The organism is Microbulbifer maximicatervae (SeqCode) (assembly GCF_052468095.1).
The window spans coordinates 1,997,516-2,014,673 of the sequence record NZ_CP174332.1; the positions used below are offsets into that span (position 1 = coordinate 1,997,516).

General features: G+C 46.5%; 14 protein-coding genes. 7 read left to right on the top strand and 7 right to left on the bottom strand.

Translation table 11 applies throughout. The annotated features are described in order from the left end of the window. Positions 1-47: 47 nt before the first annotated feature. The 3 genes from ACJJIL_RS08585 to ACJJIL_RS08595 form a co-directional block, all read right to left on the bottom strand. On the bottom strand, positions 48-2,150 hold the full coding sequence (locus ACJJIL_RS08585; protein WP_445361692.1) for a 3-hydroxyacyl-CoA dehydrogenase NAD-binding domain-containing protein: 2,103 nt from the start codon (positions 2,148-2,150) through the stop codon (positions 48-50). 62 nt (positions 2,151-2,212) lie between these two features. Beyond that, a complete protein-coding gene (locus ACJJIL_RS08590) occupies positions 2,213-3,415 on the bottom strand; it encodes a 3-oxoadipyl-CoA thiolase (RefSeq protein ID WP_445361693.1) in 1,203 nt (400 codons plus the stop codon). Positions 3,416-3,470: 55 nt separating this feature from the next. After that, entirely contained in the window at positions 3,471-5,348 is a 1,878-nt protein-coding gene (locus ACJJIL_RS08595; RefSeq protein ID WP_445361694.1) for an acyl-CoA synthetase, read from the bottom strand. 468 nt (positions 5,349-5,816) lie between these two features. On the opposite strand from ACJJIL_RS08595, the gene ACJJIL_RS08600 reads away from it, so the two are divergent. The 3 genes from ACJJIL_RS08600 (at position 5,817) to ACJJIL_RS08610 (ending at position 9,666) form a co-directional block, all read left to right on the top strand. Further along, positions 5,817-7,016 (top strand): acyl-CoA dehydrogenase family protein, encoded by a 1,200-nt coding sequence (locus tag ACJJIL_RS08600; protein ID WP_445361695.1) that lies wholly within the window; start codon positions 5,817-5,819, stop codon positions 7,014-7,016. A gap of 27 nt (positions 7,017-7,043) precedes the next feature. Next, entirely contained in the window at positions 7,044-8,171 is a 1,128-nt protein-coding gene (locus ACJJIL_RS08605) for an acyl-CoA dehydrogenase family protein (RefSeq protein WP_445361696.1), read from the top strand. A gap of 64 nt (positions 8,172-8,235) precedes the next feature. Then, positions 8,236-9,666, top strand: a complete 1,431-nt coding sequence (locus ACJJIL_RS08610) for a coniferyl aldehyde dehydrogenase (RefSeq protein WP_445361697.1) — start codon at positions 8,236-8,238, stop codon at positions 9,664-9,666. A gap of 35 nt (positions 9,667-9,701) precedes the next feature. On the opposite strand, the gene ACJJIL_RS08615 is transcribed toward ACJJIL_RS08610, so the two are convergent. After that, the gene (locus ACJJIL_RS08615) at positions 9,702-10,502 is read right to left on the bottom strand and encodes an IclR family transcriptional regulator (protein ID WP_444913232.1); all 801 of its coding nucleotides are present in this window, start codon (positions 10,500-10,502) and stop codon (positions 9,702-9,704) included. A 366-nt stretch (positions 10,503-10,868) separates the two neighbouring features. Between ACJJIL_RS08615 and ACJJIL_RS08620 the strand changes: the two genes are divergently transcribed. Then, a complete protein-coding gene (locus ACJJIL_RS08620; protein ID WP_445361698.1) occupies positions 10,869-11,582 on the top strand; it encodes a hypothetical protein in 714 nt (237 codons plus the stop codon). Between the two features lie 166 nt (positions 11,583-11,748). Here the strand turns inward: ACJJIL_RS08620 and ACJJIL_RS08625 are convergent, their stop codons facing one another. After that, complete coding sequence (locus ACJJIL_RS08625) at positions 11,749-12,705, bottom strand: ribonuclease Z (RefSeq protein WP_444913230.1); 957 nt, start codon at positions 12,703-12,705, stop codon at positions 11,749-11,751. Between the two features lie 192 nt (positions 12,706-12,897). On the opposite strand from ACJJIL_RS08625, the gene ACJJIL_RS08630 reads away from it, so the two are divergent. Together ACJJIL_RS08630 and ACJJIL_RS08635 are read left to right on the top strand one after the other, a co-directional pair. Continuing rightward, on the top strand, positions 12,898-13,743 hold the full coding sequence (locus ACJJIL_RS08630) for an arylamine N-acetyltransferase family protein (RefSeq protein ID WP_445361699.1): 846 nt from the start codon (positions 12,898-12,900) through the stop codon (positions 13,741-13,743). After that, on the top strand, positions 13,740-14,327 hold the full coding sequence (locus ACJJIL_RS08635; protein WP_444908091.1) for a flavodoxin family protein: 588 nt from the start codon (positions 13,740-13,742) through the stop codon (positions 14,325-14,327). The genes ACJJIL_RS08630 and ACJJIL_RS08635 overlap by 4 nt, the downstream gene beginning before the upstream one ends. Here ACJJIL_RS08635 and ACJJIL_RS08640 read toward each other — a convergent pair. Then, complete coding sequence (locus tag ACJJIL_RS08640; RefSeq protein ID WP_445361700.1) at positions 14,289-15,617, bottom strand: MFS transporter; 1,329 nt, start codon at positions 15,615-15,617, stop codon at positions 14,289-14,291. The genes ACJJIL_RS08635 and ACJJIL_RS08640 overlap by 39 nt on opposite strands. 462 nt (positions 15,618-16,079) lie before the next feature. Between ACJJIL_RS08640 and ACJJIL_RS08645 the strand changes: the two genes are divergently transcribed. Further along, on the top strand, positions 16,080-16,685 hold the full coding sequence (locus ACJJIL_RS08645; protein ID WP_444897520.1) for a TMEM175 family protein: 606 nt from the start codon (positions 16,080-16,082) through the stop codon (positions 16,683-16,685). A 49-nt stretch (positions 16,686-16,734) separates the two neighbouring features. On the opposite strand, the gene ACJJIL_RS08650 is transcribed toward ACJJIL_RS08645, so the two are convergent. Beyond that, the gene (locus ACJJIL_RS08650; protein WP_445361701.1) at positions 16,735-17,157 is read right to left on the bottom strand and encodes a GNAT family N-acetyltransferase; all 423 of its coding nucleotides are present in this window, start codon (positions 17,155-17,157) and stop codon (positions 16,735-16,737) included. Position 17,158: the final 1 nt, after the last annotated feature.

Below are 17,158 nucleotides of genomic sequence, written 5' to 3' on the forward strand. Positions count from 1 at the left end.
AAGTGGGAAGCCAGTAGTCATACTGGCTTCCCCTATAGTTTACAAACTTAGATTTTGCCATCAGCCCATTGCGCAAATGTTTTTCCCTCTTGGGCTAGCCGTTCCAGTAAAGGGGCTGGAGTCCAGTAGGTATCTCCATGCTGCTGGCGGAAAGTACATATTTTTTCGTAGATTTCCTTCAAGCCGATACTGTCGGCATAGTGCATAGGTCCTCCACGATGGGGCGGAAAGCCATAACCGTAAACATATACAACGTCTATATCACTCGGACGTTGGGCTATACCTTCCTCCAGGATTTTGGCTCCTTCATTAATCAGCGCGAAAGTTAGGCGGTTTAGAATCTCCTCGTCGGAAATTTCCCGCCTTACAACCCCTTGACTTTTAGCTTGGGCTTCAATGACTTTCAGTACTTCCGGATCGCTGCTGCGAGCGCGAGTTTCGGGATCGTAGCGATAGTAGCCGGCTCCACTTTTCTGGCCCAGGCGGCCCATTTCAACAAGGGCATCTGCAATACAGTAAGTTTTTGGCTCTCCTCTTTCTGATTCGCTCAGGCCCTGGCGCGCCTTGTAGCCGATATCCAGTCCCGCTAGATCTCCAACGGCCATAGGGCCCATAGCCATCCCCCAAGACTGCATAACCGAATCAATCTGCTCCGGGGTTGAGCCCTCGATTAAACACAGCTGCGACTCTCTGCCATAGGGGCGCAACATGCGATTGCCAATAAAGCCGTAACAGTTTCCCGCTAGTACAGGTACTTTCTTGATCGTTTTAGCGAGCTGCATGGCAGTGGTAATTACATCGTCAGCACTTTGCGAGCCGCGAACTACTTCGAGTAGTTTCATTACATTGGCAGGGCTGAAAAAATGCATCCCGATAACGTCTTGAGGCCTGTTGGTTGCAGCTGCAATTTGATCAATATCCTGGTAGGAAGTGTTGGTTGCAAGGATGGTACCGGGTTTGCAGGAGTGATCCAATTTGGCAAAAATCTCCTGTTTGAGCTCCATATTTTCAAATACGGCCTCAATGACCAGGTCTACATCAGCTAGGTCTGCGTAGTCAGTTGTGCCGGAAATCAACGAGAGACAATGAGTTTTTTGACCTTCTGTGAGTTTCCCTTTCTGCATGCTGATGGTGTAATTCTTGTCGATCACTGCTAGCCCTCGATTTATCGCTGTTTGATCGACTTCTACCAGCTTGACTGGAATACCGACATTGGCAAAGTTCATGGCGATGCCTCCGCCCATAGTGCCTCCACCGATAATGCCCACGCTCTTTATCTCCCTGGTGGGTAGGTCTTTTGGTAAGCCTGTGACTTTGGTTGCAGTGCGCTCGGCAAAAAATAAATGCCTGAGGGCGGCCGATTGGCTGGAAAGCAGGCATTCGATAAACAAGTCGAGCTCTTTAGCAAGCCCTTTATCAAAAGGCTGGTGAACTGCGGCCTCTATACAGGTAACAATATGTTGCGGTGCAAGCTGACCTCGTGATCTCTTTTCAAGGCGCTTGCGGAAATCATCAAATACCCCCTCAGGAATGCTGTCAGGATCTATTGCGATGTCTCTGACTCGGCGGAGAGGAGCTTCATTTGCTATCAATTCACGGGTAAAGGCGAGGGCTCCCTCTAACAAGTCCTCCTCGATAACCCGGTCTATTAACTTCATACTTTTGGCTTTAGAGGCCGGTATAGGGCTGCCTTTTGTGATTAATTCCAGTGCAGCGGCAACACCAGCCAAGCGTGGGGTGCGCTGGGTGCCACCGGCTCCTGGCAGTAATCCCAGTTTGACTTCTGGCAGTCCCACTTTGGCCGATGCTATTGCACAGCGGTAATGGCAGGCTAGAGCCACTTCGAATCCACCGCCGAGTGCCGTGCCGTGAATGGCGGCGATCACTGGTTTACAGGAGTTTTCTATTTCCTCAATCACTTCTGATAGGGCGGGCGCCTGTGGTGGCTTGCCAAATTCCGTAATGTCGGCACCAGCGATAAAAGTTCGGCCTTCACACACTAGCACCAGGGCTTTTGATGCATCGCCTTGAGCGTTCTTAATCGCTCCCCAAATGCCCTCACGCAAGCCGTGAGAAAGGGCGTTCACAGGGGGATTGTTCAATCGAATTACACCGATATCGCCAATGAGTTCATAACTTACACTAGACATTGCTATCTCCAGATCTTAAGTGACAACTGTTCGGTCTCGGTTTTATTTACATCTAATCAGGTTTAAATGCGTTCTATGATTACAGCGATGCCCTGGCCAATCCCGATACACATGGTGGCCAGTGCATAGCGCCCGCCGGTACGTTCCAGCTGGCGCAATGCTGTTAGCAAAATACGGGCACCACTGGCCCCCAGGGGGTGACCAACGGCGATGGCACCACCATTGGGATTTACCCGTGGGTCCGCATAATCAATTTCGAGCATTTTGAGGCAGCCCATAGCCTGTACCGCAAAAGCTTCGTTGAACTCCATTACATCCATATCCCCAAGCTCCAAGCCCGCCCGGGCAAGGGCTTTACAGGTAGCCGGTACCGGGCCCAACCCCATCACTCGCGGCTCTACTCCTGCAATGGCGCTGGCGAGAATACGTGCCCTTGGCTTTAGATCTGCTGCTTGGCCTGCTTCGGCGCTACCAACAATGAGTGCCGCCGCGCCATCGTTGATGCCGGAAGCGTTGCCGGCAGTAACCACTCCATCTTCGAAAAGCGCGGGTAGGGCTTGAAGTCGCTCCAATGTTGCATTGGGACGGGGATGTTCATCCGTATCGATAAGAAGGGCTGGCTTCTTGCGGCCTTGGGGTACTTCGATGGGAATAATTTCATCGACAAAGAAGCCATCGGTACGTGCCGACTCGTATTTAGTTTGTGATGCCAATGCAAATGTATCGCACTCTTCCCGGCAAATATTCAGGTCTGATGCAATATTGTCTGCGGTCTGAGGCATGCTGTGGCTTCCATACTCAGCAACAATGTCTGGGTTGGTGAAGCGGGGGCCTAGGGTCGTATCTGCCAGCACCTGATTGCGATCAAAAGCACTGTTGGCTTTGGAGAGAACCAGGGGGGCGCGACTCATTGATTCGACACCTCCCGCGATAAATAGCTCTCCTTCTGCGGCGCGAATGCAGCGAGCGGCATCTGCTATGGCGGACAAGCCGGAACCACAAAGGCGATTTACCGTTATGCCGCCAGTGGATATGGGCAGGCCTGCTAGCAGGCCTGAAAATCGGGCAACGTTGCGACTGTCTTCTCCCGCCTGATTGGTATTGCCCGCAATAACGTCCTCAAAATGTTGAGGGTTAAAATTGTTTCTTTCAGTCAGGGTCCTGATGACATGGGCAAGCAGGTTGTCGGGCCGGATACTGGAAAGGCTGCCCCCGTGGCGGCCAAAAACACTGCGGCCGCCGTCATAAATATAGGCATGTGACATAGTGAAATTTCCGATATTGGAGTTCTAAGTGCATTGAGTCATGCGGTAATTTCTTTTATTCAAACTCCAAAGCCACGGGTAAATTTTCCAGGGCTTCCTCTACAGCGGCTTTGCTGGAGGCTTGTTCAAGTTGAACTTTTGCTACCTGGCCAAGGGATGCATCGAAGTGGGCGGAAAACTTAGCGGTAATACTTTTTTCCTCTAATGCCTGGCCTACGACATATTCGGTAGCGCGATTGCGCAGAGCTGGTTTGAATACTTTGGCTACAGCAGTGAGTGGAATCTCATCAATAATTTCCACGCGTTTAGGAATGGCTGCACGCTCAGAAATTTGGCTACGGCAATAGTCAATGAGTTGTTCTTCTGTGGGCGGGTTAGTGGATGGAAACAGGGTAACGTAAGCTACTGGAACTTCTCCGGCATAAGCATCTGGTTGACCCACTGCAACGGCAATAGCAACGGCAGGGTGACGGGATAATGGTTCTTCGATCAGAGCCGGATCTATATTGTGGCCGCCGCGAATAATTAAATCCTTGGCCCGCCCGGTTAAGAACAGGTTACCATCTCCATCGAGATATCCCATATCGCCGGTATTAAACCAGGACTTATCGACCCAGGCTTTAGCATTATCCTCTTCTGATAAGTAGCCAGAAAAAATATGTGGCCCGCGCGCGAGTACTATGCCCACCTCTCCTGTATTGCAGGTTCTAACCAGTCGGGTACCGTCTACTTCGGCAATTTTCATTTCCATATAAGGCAATCGCCGGCCGACGCTGCCTTCAGGGGCTTGCATATCGGTAGGAGGGCGAGCTAAAAGGCAGCTGGACTCTGTCATGCCATAGCCATTACTGACAAGGACGTTGAACTTCTCCTCAAAGGCATTCTTCAACCCCGTTGGCAGGGTGGAGGCTCCACAGCCAATGTCTGTCAGACAGCTGATGTCATTGTCACCCACTGGAATTTGCATCAATACACCGAGGATGGTGGGGACGGCGGCAAAGCCCTTCACCTGAAAACGCGCAACATGATGCCACCAATTTGGCAGGACATTGGGTGAGCGAAAACCAGAGGGTGTCATGATAACAATTGTGCGTCCGGCCAATAGGGTGCCAATACCCGCAACAACCGTACCGAAAATATGAAACAGCGGAAGTCCGCTTAGGGTAGCGAAGCGCCCTTTACTGGATGACGTATCAGCACTTAATTGAGCGACGAAGGCAATATTGCTGTGAGTTAAGCGGGCTATTTTAGGTCTTCCAGTAGTGCCCCCGGTGTGGAAATAACTAGCGGTTTCACTCCCCTGGATATAACGCTCACTCTTTAGATGATCGTCCGGCTGTTGGGATATAGCCGAGACAAAATTATCTGCGTGAATACCCGCTGGAACTGGAGTATTGCTAATTGGCTTTTTACTGATTAGTAACAGAGTTTTTAAAGTGGGAACTTGCTCGAGAATTTGCGTTACTTTATCCCATATTTCCTCGCTAAGATCTTGGCCAAGAGTGACCAGGACTTTAGCCCTGGTGGTATTCATAATTTCGATTATATGTTCGGGTTCCAGCAACGGATTAATAGGACTGGTAATACCTGCTGCCTGGCCTCCCCAAAGTGCAAAATGAGTTTCTGGCAAATTGGGTAGTAATAAAGTCACTGTATCGGTTGGCTCAACACCGATGGAGTGAAGAAGATTGGCAGTCTGGTGCACTCGCTGGGATAACTCGGAGAAAGTTACTTTAACCGTGTCTTCGTCAGGTGCGGCCGTTGGCAGGAATTCGATGGCCGAGTCATGTTGGTAGAGGCGGGCAGATTGCCGGATTAAATCAAAAGTGCTTTCCCAGGGGTATCGCTGCGAAAGGGGGACTTTTTCATACTCCTGAATTTCAGCAAGTGACTGCAACATTGTATCGGAGGATTGAATGGGCGTGATCGACATGGGGGCTTCTCTCACTTTGGTTATTATGGTGACGACCATAGCAAAAGTGAATACAGCATTCCACTCTGCGGAATAAGGTGTTAGTGTTTTACATATTAAGAAGTGCCCAATGCATTTTTTAATGGAAAATGGCGCATAAAAACTTATTAAAAATAAAGAGGCGCCATGTTGTTGAGTTTTTTCCTGTTTTATTTTTCGAACGGTTGATTTGTGTGCCTATCTGGAGTTGATTGGCGCTAGAAATGCTCGGTTTTTTATTTCGATAAAGGCATTTTGCGCCAATAATTTAAATCGTTGGGATCGATTCAAAGGCAATTAAGTAATTTGTCGAGGTGAATCTGTTAAACACTAGTTCCGCCTGTACCGGGGATCTTTCAAAAGATTGCGTATTTTTGCTGCGCAAGATTGTGATAAAAGCAGTTTGTAGGAGCTGCTGTTCAATGCGCCGACTAATAAAGGAGCAGGCGAATGAATATAGATTTTTCTCCCGAAGAGTTAGCTTTTCAGCAGGAGGTCCAGCAGTTTCTCCAAGAGAAACTTCCTGAAGATATTAGAGAGAAAACCCTGAAGGAAATCCCCCTGGAGAAAGAGGATTTTGTTCGCTGGCAAAAAATACTCTATGAGCAAGGGTGGGCAGCTACGAATTGGCCGGTTGAATATGGAGGTACCGGTTGGACACCTACTCAGAAACACATTTGGGCAGACGAATGTGCTAACTATGGTGTACCAGAGTTGATTCCTTTCGGCTTAAAAATGGTTGCTCCAGTGATCTTTACCTACGGTAGTGAAGAACAAAAGCAACGATTTCTGCCTGACATCCTGGCAAGTAATGCCTGGTGGTGTCAGGGGTATTCGGAACCAAATGCTGGCTCAGATTTAGCTTCCTTAAAAACAACAGCTGTCCGTGATGGCGGTGAGTATATTGTCAACGGCACCAAGACCTGGAATACCTTGGGTCACTTTGCAGACTGGATATTTTGTTTGGTTCGTACTGGTGGGCCTCAAGTAAAGAACCAGGCTGCTATCAGCTTCTTGCTAATTGATATGAAACACCCCGGTATTACGGTTTCGCCAATTATGACCTTGGGTGGTCACCATGAAGTAAATGAAGTCCATTTCGATAATGTGAGGGTACCGGTAGAAAACCGTATTGGCGAGGAGGGGCAAGGGTGGACTTACGCCAAGGTTTTGCTAACCCACGAACGCACCGGTATTGCGCGGGTGGCAAAATCCAAGAAACGCTTACAAACGTTAAAGGGTTTAGCCAAAGAGACCTGCGATGGAGGAATTAGTCTGCTTGAGAACCCGGCTTTTGCCCAAAAACTGGCCGAAGTTGAAATTGATCTCTTGGCCCTGGAGTTTACTGAACTACGTACGCTTGCGGCGGTAAGTACAGGTGGTGCCCCAGGAGCGGAATCTTCCATCCTTAAAATCAAAGGAACCGAAGTCGCTCAACTTATCGATGAACTGTATATGGAGACGGCGGGTTACTACGGAATGCCGTTTGTGAGAGAGCAGTTTAGGAGCGGGTTTGACGGAGAATGGGTGGGTCCCGGTGTTATTGCCAGCAGTGTGCCTCGTTACTTAAACAACCGTAAATCCTCAATTTATGGCGGAAGTAATGAGATTCAGAAAAATATTATCAGTAAATGGGTACTTGGCCTGTAAGTGCAGCATCTAAAGAGGACTTGAGCGATGGATTTTTCCTACAGCGAAGAGCAGCGGATGCTGCAAAGCAGTGTGAGCAAGTTTATCCAGCAGGATTATGACTTTGACCGTCGTTGTAAAATAGTGAGTAACGATATTGGCTTCAGTAAGGAAAATTGGAAGCTATTTGCGGAACTCGGCTGGTTAATGGTGCCATTTGGAAAGGATGATGGGGGCCTAGGAGGCTCCGCCGTAGACTTGATGGTGGTTATGGAGGAGTTCGGCCGAGGTTTAGTGGTTGAGCCTTTCCTAGCCAGTGTTGTTCTCAGTGGTGGTCTTATCGCTGACTGCGCTAGTGAGGTGCAAAAGCGAGAACTCCTGGGAATGTTAATGGAAGGCCAATTGCAATTGGCATTTGCTTTTACTGAGTCACAGAGTCGCTATAACCTTACTGATATAGCCATGACTGCGGTAAAGGATGGAGACAATTACCTCCTGAATGGACATAAAGCTGTCGTTCTAAATGGTGACGTAGCAGATAAATTCTTAGTTGCTGTGCGGACGAGCGGAGCACAGCGAGATCGTGAGGGGATCACCTTACTACTTGTCGATCCTAGTACAGAAGGGCTTCAGCGGCATGGATATGCCACTGTGGATGCACACCGTGCCGCCGAAATTAAATTCAATAACGTGAAAGTACCCATAGCTAATCTGATAGGGGAAGAGGGGGCGGCTTTAGGAGCTATAGAAAAGGCTGTTGATAGAGCGACGTTGGCATTGTGTGCAGAAGCTGTTGGAGCTATGGAAAGGATCTATAAGAAGACAGTTGAGTACACTAAGACGCGGGAGCAGTTTGGTGTTCCTATTGGCAAGTTCCAGGCACTACAGCACCGCATGGTGGATATGTTTACTGAGTATGAGCAAGCGCGCTCAATATTGTTGATGGCTGCGCTACAGCTTGATAGCAATAACGGAGTTGCGCCTAAGGCGATATCCGCTGCAAAAAGCCGTATTGGTAAAGCTGCGCGGTTTATCGGTCAAGAGGCGATACAGTTACATGGCGGTATAGGGGTTACTGAGGAGTTGGATGTAAGTCACTACTTTAAGCGTCTAACAACAACTCAGTACCTATTTGGCAGTACTGATTACCACACTTTACGATTTGCCAAGCTGTAAATCATAAAGCACTGACTATACGGCCAAATTCACTCTCTACTTGCCACTTTGCGAGGGCACACACTTGGAAAAAGTTGTCGAGCACACCAGATCTGTGAGCATAGGTAAAGTAGAGAGTGTTTTTAAACTTCAAAAGGATGCATTTAATAGGAGCCCCTACCCGAGTCTTCAGGAGCGTCTGGAAAGTTTAAAAAAATTAGAGCAATTGATCCTGGAAAACCAGAAATCCATAGCAAAGGCAATAAGCGAGGATTTTGGTAATCGTGCCATCCAGGAAACTAAAATTGCAGAGATCTATGGGTGTATCGAGGAGATTCGTTACACTCGTAAGCGCTTAAAAAAGTGGATGAAAATTCAGAAACGTCATGTGCCTTTGCTACTTCGAGGAGTAAAAAATCGCGTATTACCTCAACCAAAAGGGGTGGTTGCTATTGTTACCCCCTGGAATTACCCACTACTTCTATCTGTTGGGCCCTTGGTGAGTGCGATATCCGCAGGGAATCGCTGTATGATCAAGATGGCTGCTAACTCGCGTGCCCTTTCTGCATTATTACATCAGTTATTTAATAGATTCTTTTCAGAGGATCTGGTAGCTATTCTTCCTGGAGTGAGCGCTACGGAGTTTACAGCCCAGGCATATGATCACATGATCTTTACTGGATCTGGCAAAGTAGGAAAAGTGGTAATGCGGAGAGCTGCGGATCACCTAACTCCTGTGACACTAGAACTGGGAGGTAAGTCTCCAGCCATAATATGTGGCGACTTTGATGAAAATATTGCTGCGGAACGTATTTTGAGCTCAAAATTCTTCAATGCGGGCCAAACTTGTGTAGCTCCAGATTATTTATTGATTCCTGAAGAAAAACTTTCAGGATTCTTGGAATCGGCTAAGAGACTTGTACCCAAATGGTATCCATCTTTAAATTCAGAAGATTATACTTCGATTGTTGATGAAAAGGCGTTTAATAGGCTGAATACTTGTCTAACGGATGCTCTGGAGAAAGGGGCTACAGTTCTGCCGTTATTAGATGTTGAAAACAATAAAGGTTTGCAAAAAATTGCTCCCACCTTAGTGTTAAACCCGACAGAAGACATGAGTCTGCTACGCGAGGAGATATTTGGCCCTATTTTACCTATTCTTACGTATAGGAATCTGTCTGATACGGTAGATTACATAAATAGTAAAGATAGGCCTTTAGCATTATATATTTTCAGTTCTAGCAGAGATGTTCAGGAAAAGATTATCAAAAGCACAATGTCTGGAGGTGTTTGTATCAATGACTGCGCGATGCATGTCTCCCAGGCAGACTTGCCCTTTGGTGGTATTGGGGCGAGTGGCATGGGGCAATATCACGCTTATGAGGGTTTTTTGGAATTCTCAAAATTACGACCGATCTTTACACAAGCCAAAAAGTCAGCGGCGGTGCCTTTACGACCACCTTATGGCCAAAGATTTGATAAAATTTTCAACTTTCTACTGCGTTTCAAACTGTAGCTGTACTGATTGAGAAGATCTGGAGTTTGAGTCGACTAATATCGGATTAACATAGCTTCGATATTGCCTACCAGGTTTTTCAATAGAGGAGCTACTTCATTTTCTAAGTATTCCGGGTTAAGTCTAAAAGCAGGTCCGCCAGCATTAAAAGTGTAAATATGACCTTGGCTTAAAGAGAGAGGCACCGCGATACCGTTGACATCGCGATTCCACTCGCCAAAAGAGCAGCAGAAGCCGCGCTGCTGGTAGCTGGTGACCGCTTCTTCAATACCGGCTTTGATCGTTGGCCATTGATCACCAGCTTTTTTCTCCAGGTAGCCATAAAAATATTCCCGTTCTTCTTGAGGGAGTGCTGCCAAAAAAGCTCGCCCGGAGCCGCTGGAAGCTATGGGTACGCGATTACCGATTTCATGGCGAAAAGTTGTGACATTTGCAGGAGCACAGAACTCGACAAAAATCATATCCAGCCGGTCCCGATCAGAGAGACCAACAGCGGTACCGGTAGAATTAGCTAGATCCTGCATTAAAGGCTTGGCTACCTGCCTGACTGTGAGATTTGAGACAAAAGCATAACCAAGAGCCAGGACGCCACTACCCAGCTGATATTTTTCCATTCGATCAGAGTAGGTCAGATAACCTAATTTCGTCAGGGTATAAGTCAGTCTGGAAACACTGGAGCGGGGCAGGCCAGTGCGCTGGGCGATCTCCAAATTACCCAGGAAGCCATCACCAGGTTGAAAAGCTCGGAGCACATCCAGACCACGAGCTAGAGCCTCAATAAATTTTCGATCTGGTTCAGTATCTTTCTGTCTGGGAAGGTCACTTAAGGAAACCATTGGCTTAGTCCTACTTATTAATTAATAAGTATACAGATGTTCCCTCTCAAGCTGAAGGGAGATATATGAATCCTGTATGAGAAATCTATTTTACTGGAATATGTTGGGGAGGGTGATAGTAAAAGTGGATGAGTAAATATCGCCTGGTTAAACAGTTTGTGGGGTATAGTCTTATATTTAATATATGCCAAGCTGTATGGTGAAGGGTATATATAATTATAATTGGTGGGCAGTTTCTCAATCAAATAGTGCCTAGTGTATTATTAGTCACTATATTGATTTTCTGAATTTTGGAGGAGCTATAATTTCAAGCTAGTTTCAGTGGAGTAGGGTAGCTCCCCTTCTAATAAACCCCAGGAAATTACTATGAAAACGCATTATTCTATAGGGAATGATAAGCTAGCGAAAGGTTTCCTGCGTACGGTTAAAAGCGGCAGTTCAAAAATCAAACAGTATTTACTCAATCGTGTAGGGTTGGCATCTCATGAAATAAGAGTAGGTATTAACTCTGATCCTCCTTTCGCATTTGGAAAATTAGTTTGGAATAAAGATCATAGAGATTATCAGTATTACGATAGGTCCTTTGGATCTTCGTTTATATATATGTTAAATACATCGAAGACGGTTCCGGCAATCACTTCGTTTGGTATTATTGTTGTTCTTCCTAAGGATTCTCCTCTCAGGTTTCGAGATCCCCGCATTGCGGATGATAGTGATGACCTTTCAATGTTTTGGCAGCATGACTTCATTGATACTGAAGATGAAAAGGAAATTGCTTTACGTGAAATACCAACTTTGCCTCAGGGGCGTTACCTCAATTTTCCAGAGCATAAATTTCTCACTAATGTCTGGTGGCCCGACATTATCGAAACTTATGGCTACCATGAGTGGATAGATAAGCAAGATATACCTAAAAGTCTTGGCGAGGAGATGGAGGCAAATATTAAACGTACTATTAAAAATATGGAAGTGTGGCTTTATGTTATTTTAGATAGTGATGAGCTTCTGCCTTTTAAATGGAGTTATCAAGATAAGACCTTTATGCCAGGATTTTGGACCGATGGCACTGTGGTAAAATAATTGTTCTGGCGATATGGTTAAAGGTGTTAATCAAGTGAACCCTGTTATCTCCTCTAGTGTTTAATAGTCTATTCGGCTGATCTGAGTACATATACTATGTAAAAAAATGAAATATGCTCTCAAAGGATCCGTTTATGAATGCTATCTGTTCTTTGGGTATAGTTGCCTACTGTTTTTGGACGAGTTGCCCAGATTTTTCTAGAAAAAGATGCATAAAATCCTCAGCTAAATATAGTTGTCCCTTATAAATCAACTGCGCTTCCTTTCTGATAGTATCAATTGAGCAGCTCGCCTTGCTATCTTTTTGGTAGCGTGTACTGAAATGTGTGAGAACCAGGTTGGGAATTGAAAGGCCTTCGGCAAAAGAGGCTATTTGGGTGGAATAGCTGTGCCCTACATGCCCCGCTTTCTGAGCCAAATCTTTTGCATAAGTCGATTCATGCACTAAGACATTGCAGTTGGCACAGGTATCTTTTAAAAGCTCAGGGTTATCATTGTCTCCGCAAATTATAATATTACGTGGAGGCCTCGGCTTTAGAATAAAGTCCGTTGCAGTGTATATTTTACCGTGATGAACGACATCGATACCGTTCTTTATTTTCCCCCATTGCGGTCCTTTAGGGATACTGGTGGCAAGTAAACTTTGTATATCTAATGTAACCTCAACATATCTTTCCGTAAAACTGTACGCATAAGAGGGGACCCTGTGGGAAAGTTGTATAGTGGTTGTGGTGAACTGTCCCATTTCTATTTGGGGAAAATTTTCAACAGGAATGAAGTTGAGTTCAAATGGGAGATAGAGTTCTGTGATTGTTTGAGTTGATAGAAGCCAATCATAGACGGCCCCAGGAGCAACAAGTGTCAGTGGTCTTGTTCTTCGTTGCATTCCTGAGCTACCAAGTAGACCAGGGAGTCCGTAGCAGTGATCGCCATGCTTATGGGTGATAAAGATTGCACTTAGCCTATTTAGTGATAAGTTTGTATGTAGAATCTGCTGCTGGGTACCTTCCCCACAGTCGATCAAATACCAGTTCTTTCCCAGGCTTTCTATTAGCCCAATACCAGAAACATTCCTCTGCTTGGTCGGAGTGCCTGATGATGTCCCCAAAAACAGTATTTCCACTTAGTCGCTACCTGATTGTTTAGCAATATTGAAGATTACGCTGGCTAGGGGTCTTCCTGAGCTTTGGCTTTGATTAACTTCTGATTGATAAGCAGTGTAGAAGATGAAAAAAAGCTATTGACCTCAAGTTAGGTTTAGGTATTAAGCTCCCGTCTATTGTTTATGAGCCCGGATTTTGAGGAGACAATCGAGATGGGTACCCCTGGTATTAACTTGCAGCAATATTTAGACCGTATTAATTTTGATGGAGCCCCGGGTGCTAACTTGCAGTGTCTACAGCAGTTGTTGACCCAGCACGTCCGTACGATTCCATTCGAGAACGTCACTTCATTTTTGGGAAGCCCCGTGGATATTGAGTTGGAATCTATTGAGGCCAAGTTGGTACAACAAAAACGTGGAGGTTATTGTTACGAGCAAAATGCCTTATTAGGGGCAGTGTTAGGGCAAATCGGTTTTAAAGTTACGAACCTCGCCGCACGGATACTGTGGCAAATTCCGATAGGGCATCAACCCGCTCAGTCGCATATGATTCTGATGGTGGAGCTTGAGGGTACACGCTTCCTGATAGATGCGGGATTTGGAAGTAACACTTTGACTGCACCACTCAATTTAGACTCCAGTGATCGTCAGAGCACACCGCACGGTGTTTACCGCTTTACTTTAATAGATGATGAGTACCTGTTAGAGGTTACAACCGATAGTGGTTGGCAACCTATGTACAGCTTTGACTTGAAACCTAAAACTCATGGCGATTATAAAATTGGTAGTTGGTATTGTTCAACGCACCCTAAATCCAGGTTTGTAGAGCACTTGATTGTTGCTCGGTCTTTCCCAGAGGGGCGGCATACACTTTTCAATAGACAGTTAAGCTATCAACCACTTTTAGGCTCCAAGAGTGTTGTCATGTTAGCGGATGTCGATGAGCTTCGGGCTACTTTACTGGATATCTTTGGGATAGAAGTGCCGTCTGGCAGAGAAATTGATCAAAAGTTAGGCCGGATATTTGAGTCAGACGGCATAGCGGAGCGAGTCATATGAAGAGGGTAGGTGTTGTTTACCATTCTGTATCTGGTTGCAGTAAAGTTCTTGCGGAGTCCGTGGTGGAGGGGGTTAACACGCTAGAGAAGTGTATTGGTGTTGCCCTTGAGATTCAGGGGGAGAGCATTCTTCACGGACGTTATGAAGATCAGTCATTATTAGCTCAGTTGGATCAGTGTGAAGCCATAGTAATGGGTTCGCCGACCTTTATGGGTACTGTCTCCGCTCAATTCAAAGCATTTATGGATGCAGCAAGTGAGCGCTATGGAGATCGGTGCTGGCTGGATAAGTTAGCTGCAGGATTTACTGTTGGTAGTAATTTTAGTGGTGATCAGCTAGGTACCATCAGGACTCTACAGGTCTTTGCTGCACAAATGGGCATGTTGTGGGTTCCCCTGGATATTCTACCGAGTCAAGATTCCCTGGGTAGAAACCGGGGTGGTTGTCAGTCGGGCTTGGTAGCTGTCGCTGAAGGAGCTGGTGAAATTCATGAGTTGGACCGACTTACAGCCGTACATTTAGGACGTCGAATCGCAGGCTTAGCACTACGAACTTCCGATTTTAGGACCACGTTTCTTGACTAGCTTTTTGCTGCTCAAAAGTAGGCTGCTGATGCAGCCTACGATGACGATAATCCCGATTAGCTGAAATCCCGCTTGGTAATTGTAGAATTGCTGTGTTGGTTGTGGAGCAAAGTCAAAAAGTCTGGCTAATAAATCGCTGAGGGAGCGGATATAAGCGAACTCTATATCTTGATCAAGTGAGAGCCCTATGAGGGTTTGAATTACCCCTCCTAAAACAAAGCCCCCAGTTACAATAAGGGCAGAGGCAATGGCGTGCGCCTTTTCAGGAAGTTCAGATTGTACTATCGAGAGAGATAGAATTGAGCTGCTGAGGCCAAATCCTAAGAGAAAATTTGCCGTCAAAGTCCAGGAGTCCGACAAGTGAATACTCAGTAAAGCTGTGACAGCAATAATTGAGAGGAAACTAAAAGTTCTCGCTGGAATTACATAATCTCCCCGATAATGAGACCAAGCACCGACAATAAAGCTGCCGATAATGATACCCGTTGAAATCATCGCATTGAGTAGGGCACTTTCTCTGGATGTTTCACGAAAAAAATCAACTTGGAACTGTATATTCCATAAATCAGAGTAGGCGATAATTACGCCGAAAAGGCAGGAATAGAAGGTGAGGGCCAGCCAAAAAGCTCTTGATTTGAAGCATGAATTTAGCTTGTCAAATTGAGTGGCTTTTTTGGCAGAGAGTTCATGGGAAGAGTTTTGATTGCTGCCAATTAAAATAAATAGCAGCACAGCAAGGCAAATAAAAAATATCGCTGCGATGAAGTAGGGCTCCCGGAATGAGACTTCGGTATCTAACAAACCGATAAGTAATGAGAGTGAAGCTGCTGCGAAATTAGCTAGTCCTTGGCTAACAGCGGCCATTAGTGAAAACTTATTAGGTAAATCCCGTCCGATAACATAGATAACTCCCAAGAAGCTACTGGATAATCCAAGTGCGACTAAGAGCTGCCCTGTAAGGGCTGTTCCGAAAGAATGACTGCTGGCAAAAATTACGCAGCCGCTAGCGGCGAGGGCGGCTGAGATACTCAGTAAATACCGTGGACTTATAGGGCCCAATAGTGAGCCAAGTGTCAGTTGACCAATAGAATAGGCGACAAAGTAATATCCTCCCAGCATCCCTAAGCTTTGATGGTTGAGATTGAGTTCTTGAGTGAGGCTAGGTGATAGTAGGGCAAATAGGATTGAGTTGGTTACGCTGGCGCTGAAAAATATGACTGCAACTGTCCAAGACGCGTAGCGGAAGTGTTTCTGCCCCATAGGCTTTTCTTTATCGGTGTCTATTGCCACGTCTCGGCCTTGGGCTTCACTCCTCAGCTCCTGCTTATGATTGCAGCGACCAATAGGGATAAAGCGCTAGGGTTTTAAATGGATATGAAACAAGTCGCATTAGATAGATCTTAGAGCAATTAGGAGCCGTAGCCCGAACACAAGTAGTTGATAGTAAGCAGGATTGAAATCGATCGGGCAGCTAGGTTTGATCAAAGTATCGCCAACGGCTGTTGAAGTTGAATGCTATTTACTAGGCGGTGCCGTATTGAGGAGCTTCAATAGACCCTTATTTAAAAGAATACACTTACAAAGCCGTTATCATATGATTTCATCTCCCCAATAGAAACATTCCGTGGCTCGTTATCAGGTGGAAGGGATGTGAGTGGTGTGAACGCTGTTGGCATATTGAAACTAGAGGTGAGATCCTGCTTCGGGACTGGGCTTTAATGAGTATGCAACCTTGGCAATCGATGGTGGCCCATGCGTCGAAAGTCTTTCTTGGCTAGCCGTATTAATGCCGTCAGTGATGGCGTTTTTGCCATTGCTATGACGCTGTTGGTTTTTAATATCCAGATTCCCGACCTGGAGGATATAAAGCCGGGCGAGGATTTCCACAGCAATATTCTTCAGCAGTTGCCCCACTTTTTTTCCTGGATCCTGAGCTTTGCGATTCTCTGTCGGCTGTGGCTTACCCACAATCATCTGATGTCGGACCATCAATTTAAATCGGTAGCCTTTACCAGTTTTAACTTTTTGTTATTGGGGGCGGTGGCGTTTATTCCTTTTCCAGCAAGTTTGATGGGGGAATATCCTGACCAGGTTTGGTCAGTGATCTTATTGTCAGCAAGTTATGCGGTGGCCGCTATAGCAATTGCGGGTATGTGGTGTGTCGCTGCGAATCGAACGAACGTATCCGCGCACCGTGTACTAGTGGTCAGCATGGTGATGTTGTGTACCAGTATCCTGGCGTGCTTGTTGACCCTTTTCAATCCCTATTGGGGGCTCGGGCTTTGGATAGTGTATGTGTTGGGGATAGCGCCTTTGGCTCACTTTGTCGAGAAGCGCTATGCCCCAGTAGAGAGTTGAGGTGGGGCTGGGCCTGCCATATGGTTGCTGGTGGCAGGCCTCAAAATGGTCAAATCAGGCTGCGCACCATTTTGATATGGGGAATTCCCGCTTCGTAAAACACGTCGCCTTCCACCTCAAACCCAGCCTGCAAGTAAAACCCCTCAGCATGTTGCTGTGCATGTAAATGGACTTGCTGAAAGTTTTGTTCCTTCGCCTGCTCGCAGATGGCTTGTAATAGCTGGGCCCCGATGCCGCACCCACGTGAAGACTTTTGCACAGCCATACGACCAATTTTTCCGCCTTGGGTGAGGCGTCCGGTGGCAACCGGAGCTGTCTCGCGGTAGGCGAGGAAGTGCTGGGATGTCTCCTCTTGATCATCCCATTCCAGGTCTGCAGGTACCTGCTGTTCCTGTACAAAAACGGCCTCGCGTATTGAACGAATTGCGCCCCGGTCAGTATCCCAATCCGCTAGGCGTATAGCTATTGGCATT

Excerpts from the sequence above, each read along its gene's own strand:
- ACJJIL_RS08585 (WP_445361692.1), bottom strand. The coding sequence starts at position 2,150 with ATGTCTAGTGTAAGTTATGAACTCATTGGCGATATCGGTGTAATTCGA.
- ACJJIL_RS08590 (WP_445361693.1), bottom strand. The coding sequence starts at position 3,415 with ATGTCACATGCCTATATTTATGACGGCGGCCGCAGTGTTTTTGGCCGC.
- ACJJIL_RS08595 (WP_445361694.1), bottom strand. The coding sequence starts at position 5,348 with ATGTCGATCACGCCCATTCAATCCTCCGATACAATGTTGCAGTCACTT.
- ACJJIL_RS08600 (WP_445361695.1), top strand. The coding sequence starts at position 5,817 with ATGAATATAGATTTTTCTCCCGAAGAGTTAGCTTTTCAGCAGGAGGTC.
- ACJJIL_RS08605 (WP_445361696.1), top strand. The coding sequence starts at position 7,044 with ATGGATTTTTCCTACAGCGAAGAGCAGCGGATGCTGCAAAGCAGTGTG.
- ACJJIL_RS08615 (WP_444913232.1), bottom strand. The coding sequence starts at position 10,502 with ATGGTTTCCTTAAGTGACCTTCCCAGACAGAAAGATACTGAACCAGAT.
- ACJJIL_RS08620 (WP_445361698.1), top strand. The coding sequence starts at position 10,869 with ATGAAAACGCATTATTCTATAGGGAATGATAAGCTAGCGAAAGGTTTC.
- ACJJIL_RS08630 (WP_445361699.1), top strand. The coding sequence starts at position 12,898 with ATGGGTACCCCTGGTATTAACTTGCAGCAATATTTAGACCGTATTAAT.
- ACJJIL_RS08635 (WP_444908091.1), top strand. The coding sequence starts at position 13,740 with ATGAAGAGGGTAGGTGTTGTTTACCATTCTGTATCTGGTTGCAGTAAA.
- ACJJIL_RS08645 (WP_444897520.1), top strand. The coding sequence starts at position 16,080 with ATGCGTCGAAAGTCTTTCTTGGCTAGCCGTATTAATGCCGTCAGTGAT.
- ACJJIL_RS08650 (WP_445361701.1), bottom strand. The coding sequence starts at position 17,157 with ATGCCAATAGCTATACGCCTAGCGGATTGGGATACTGACCGGGGCGCA.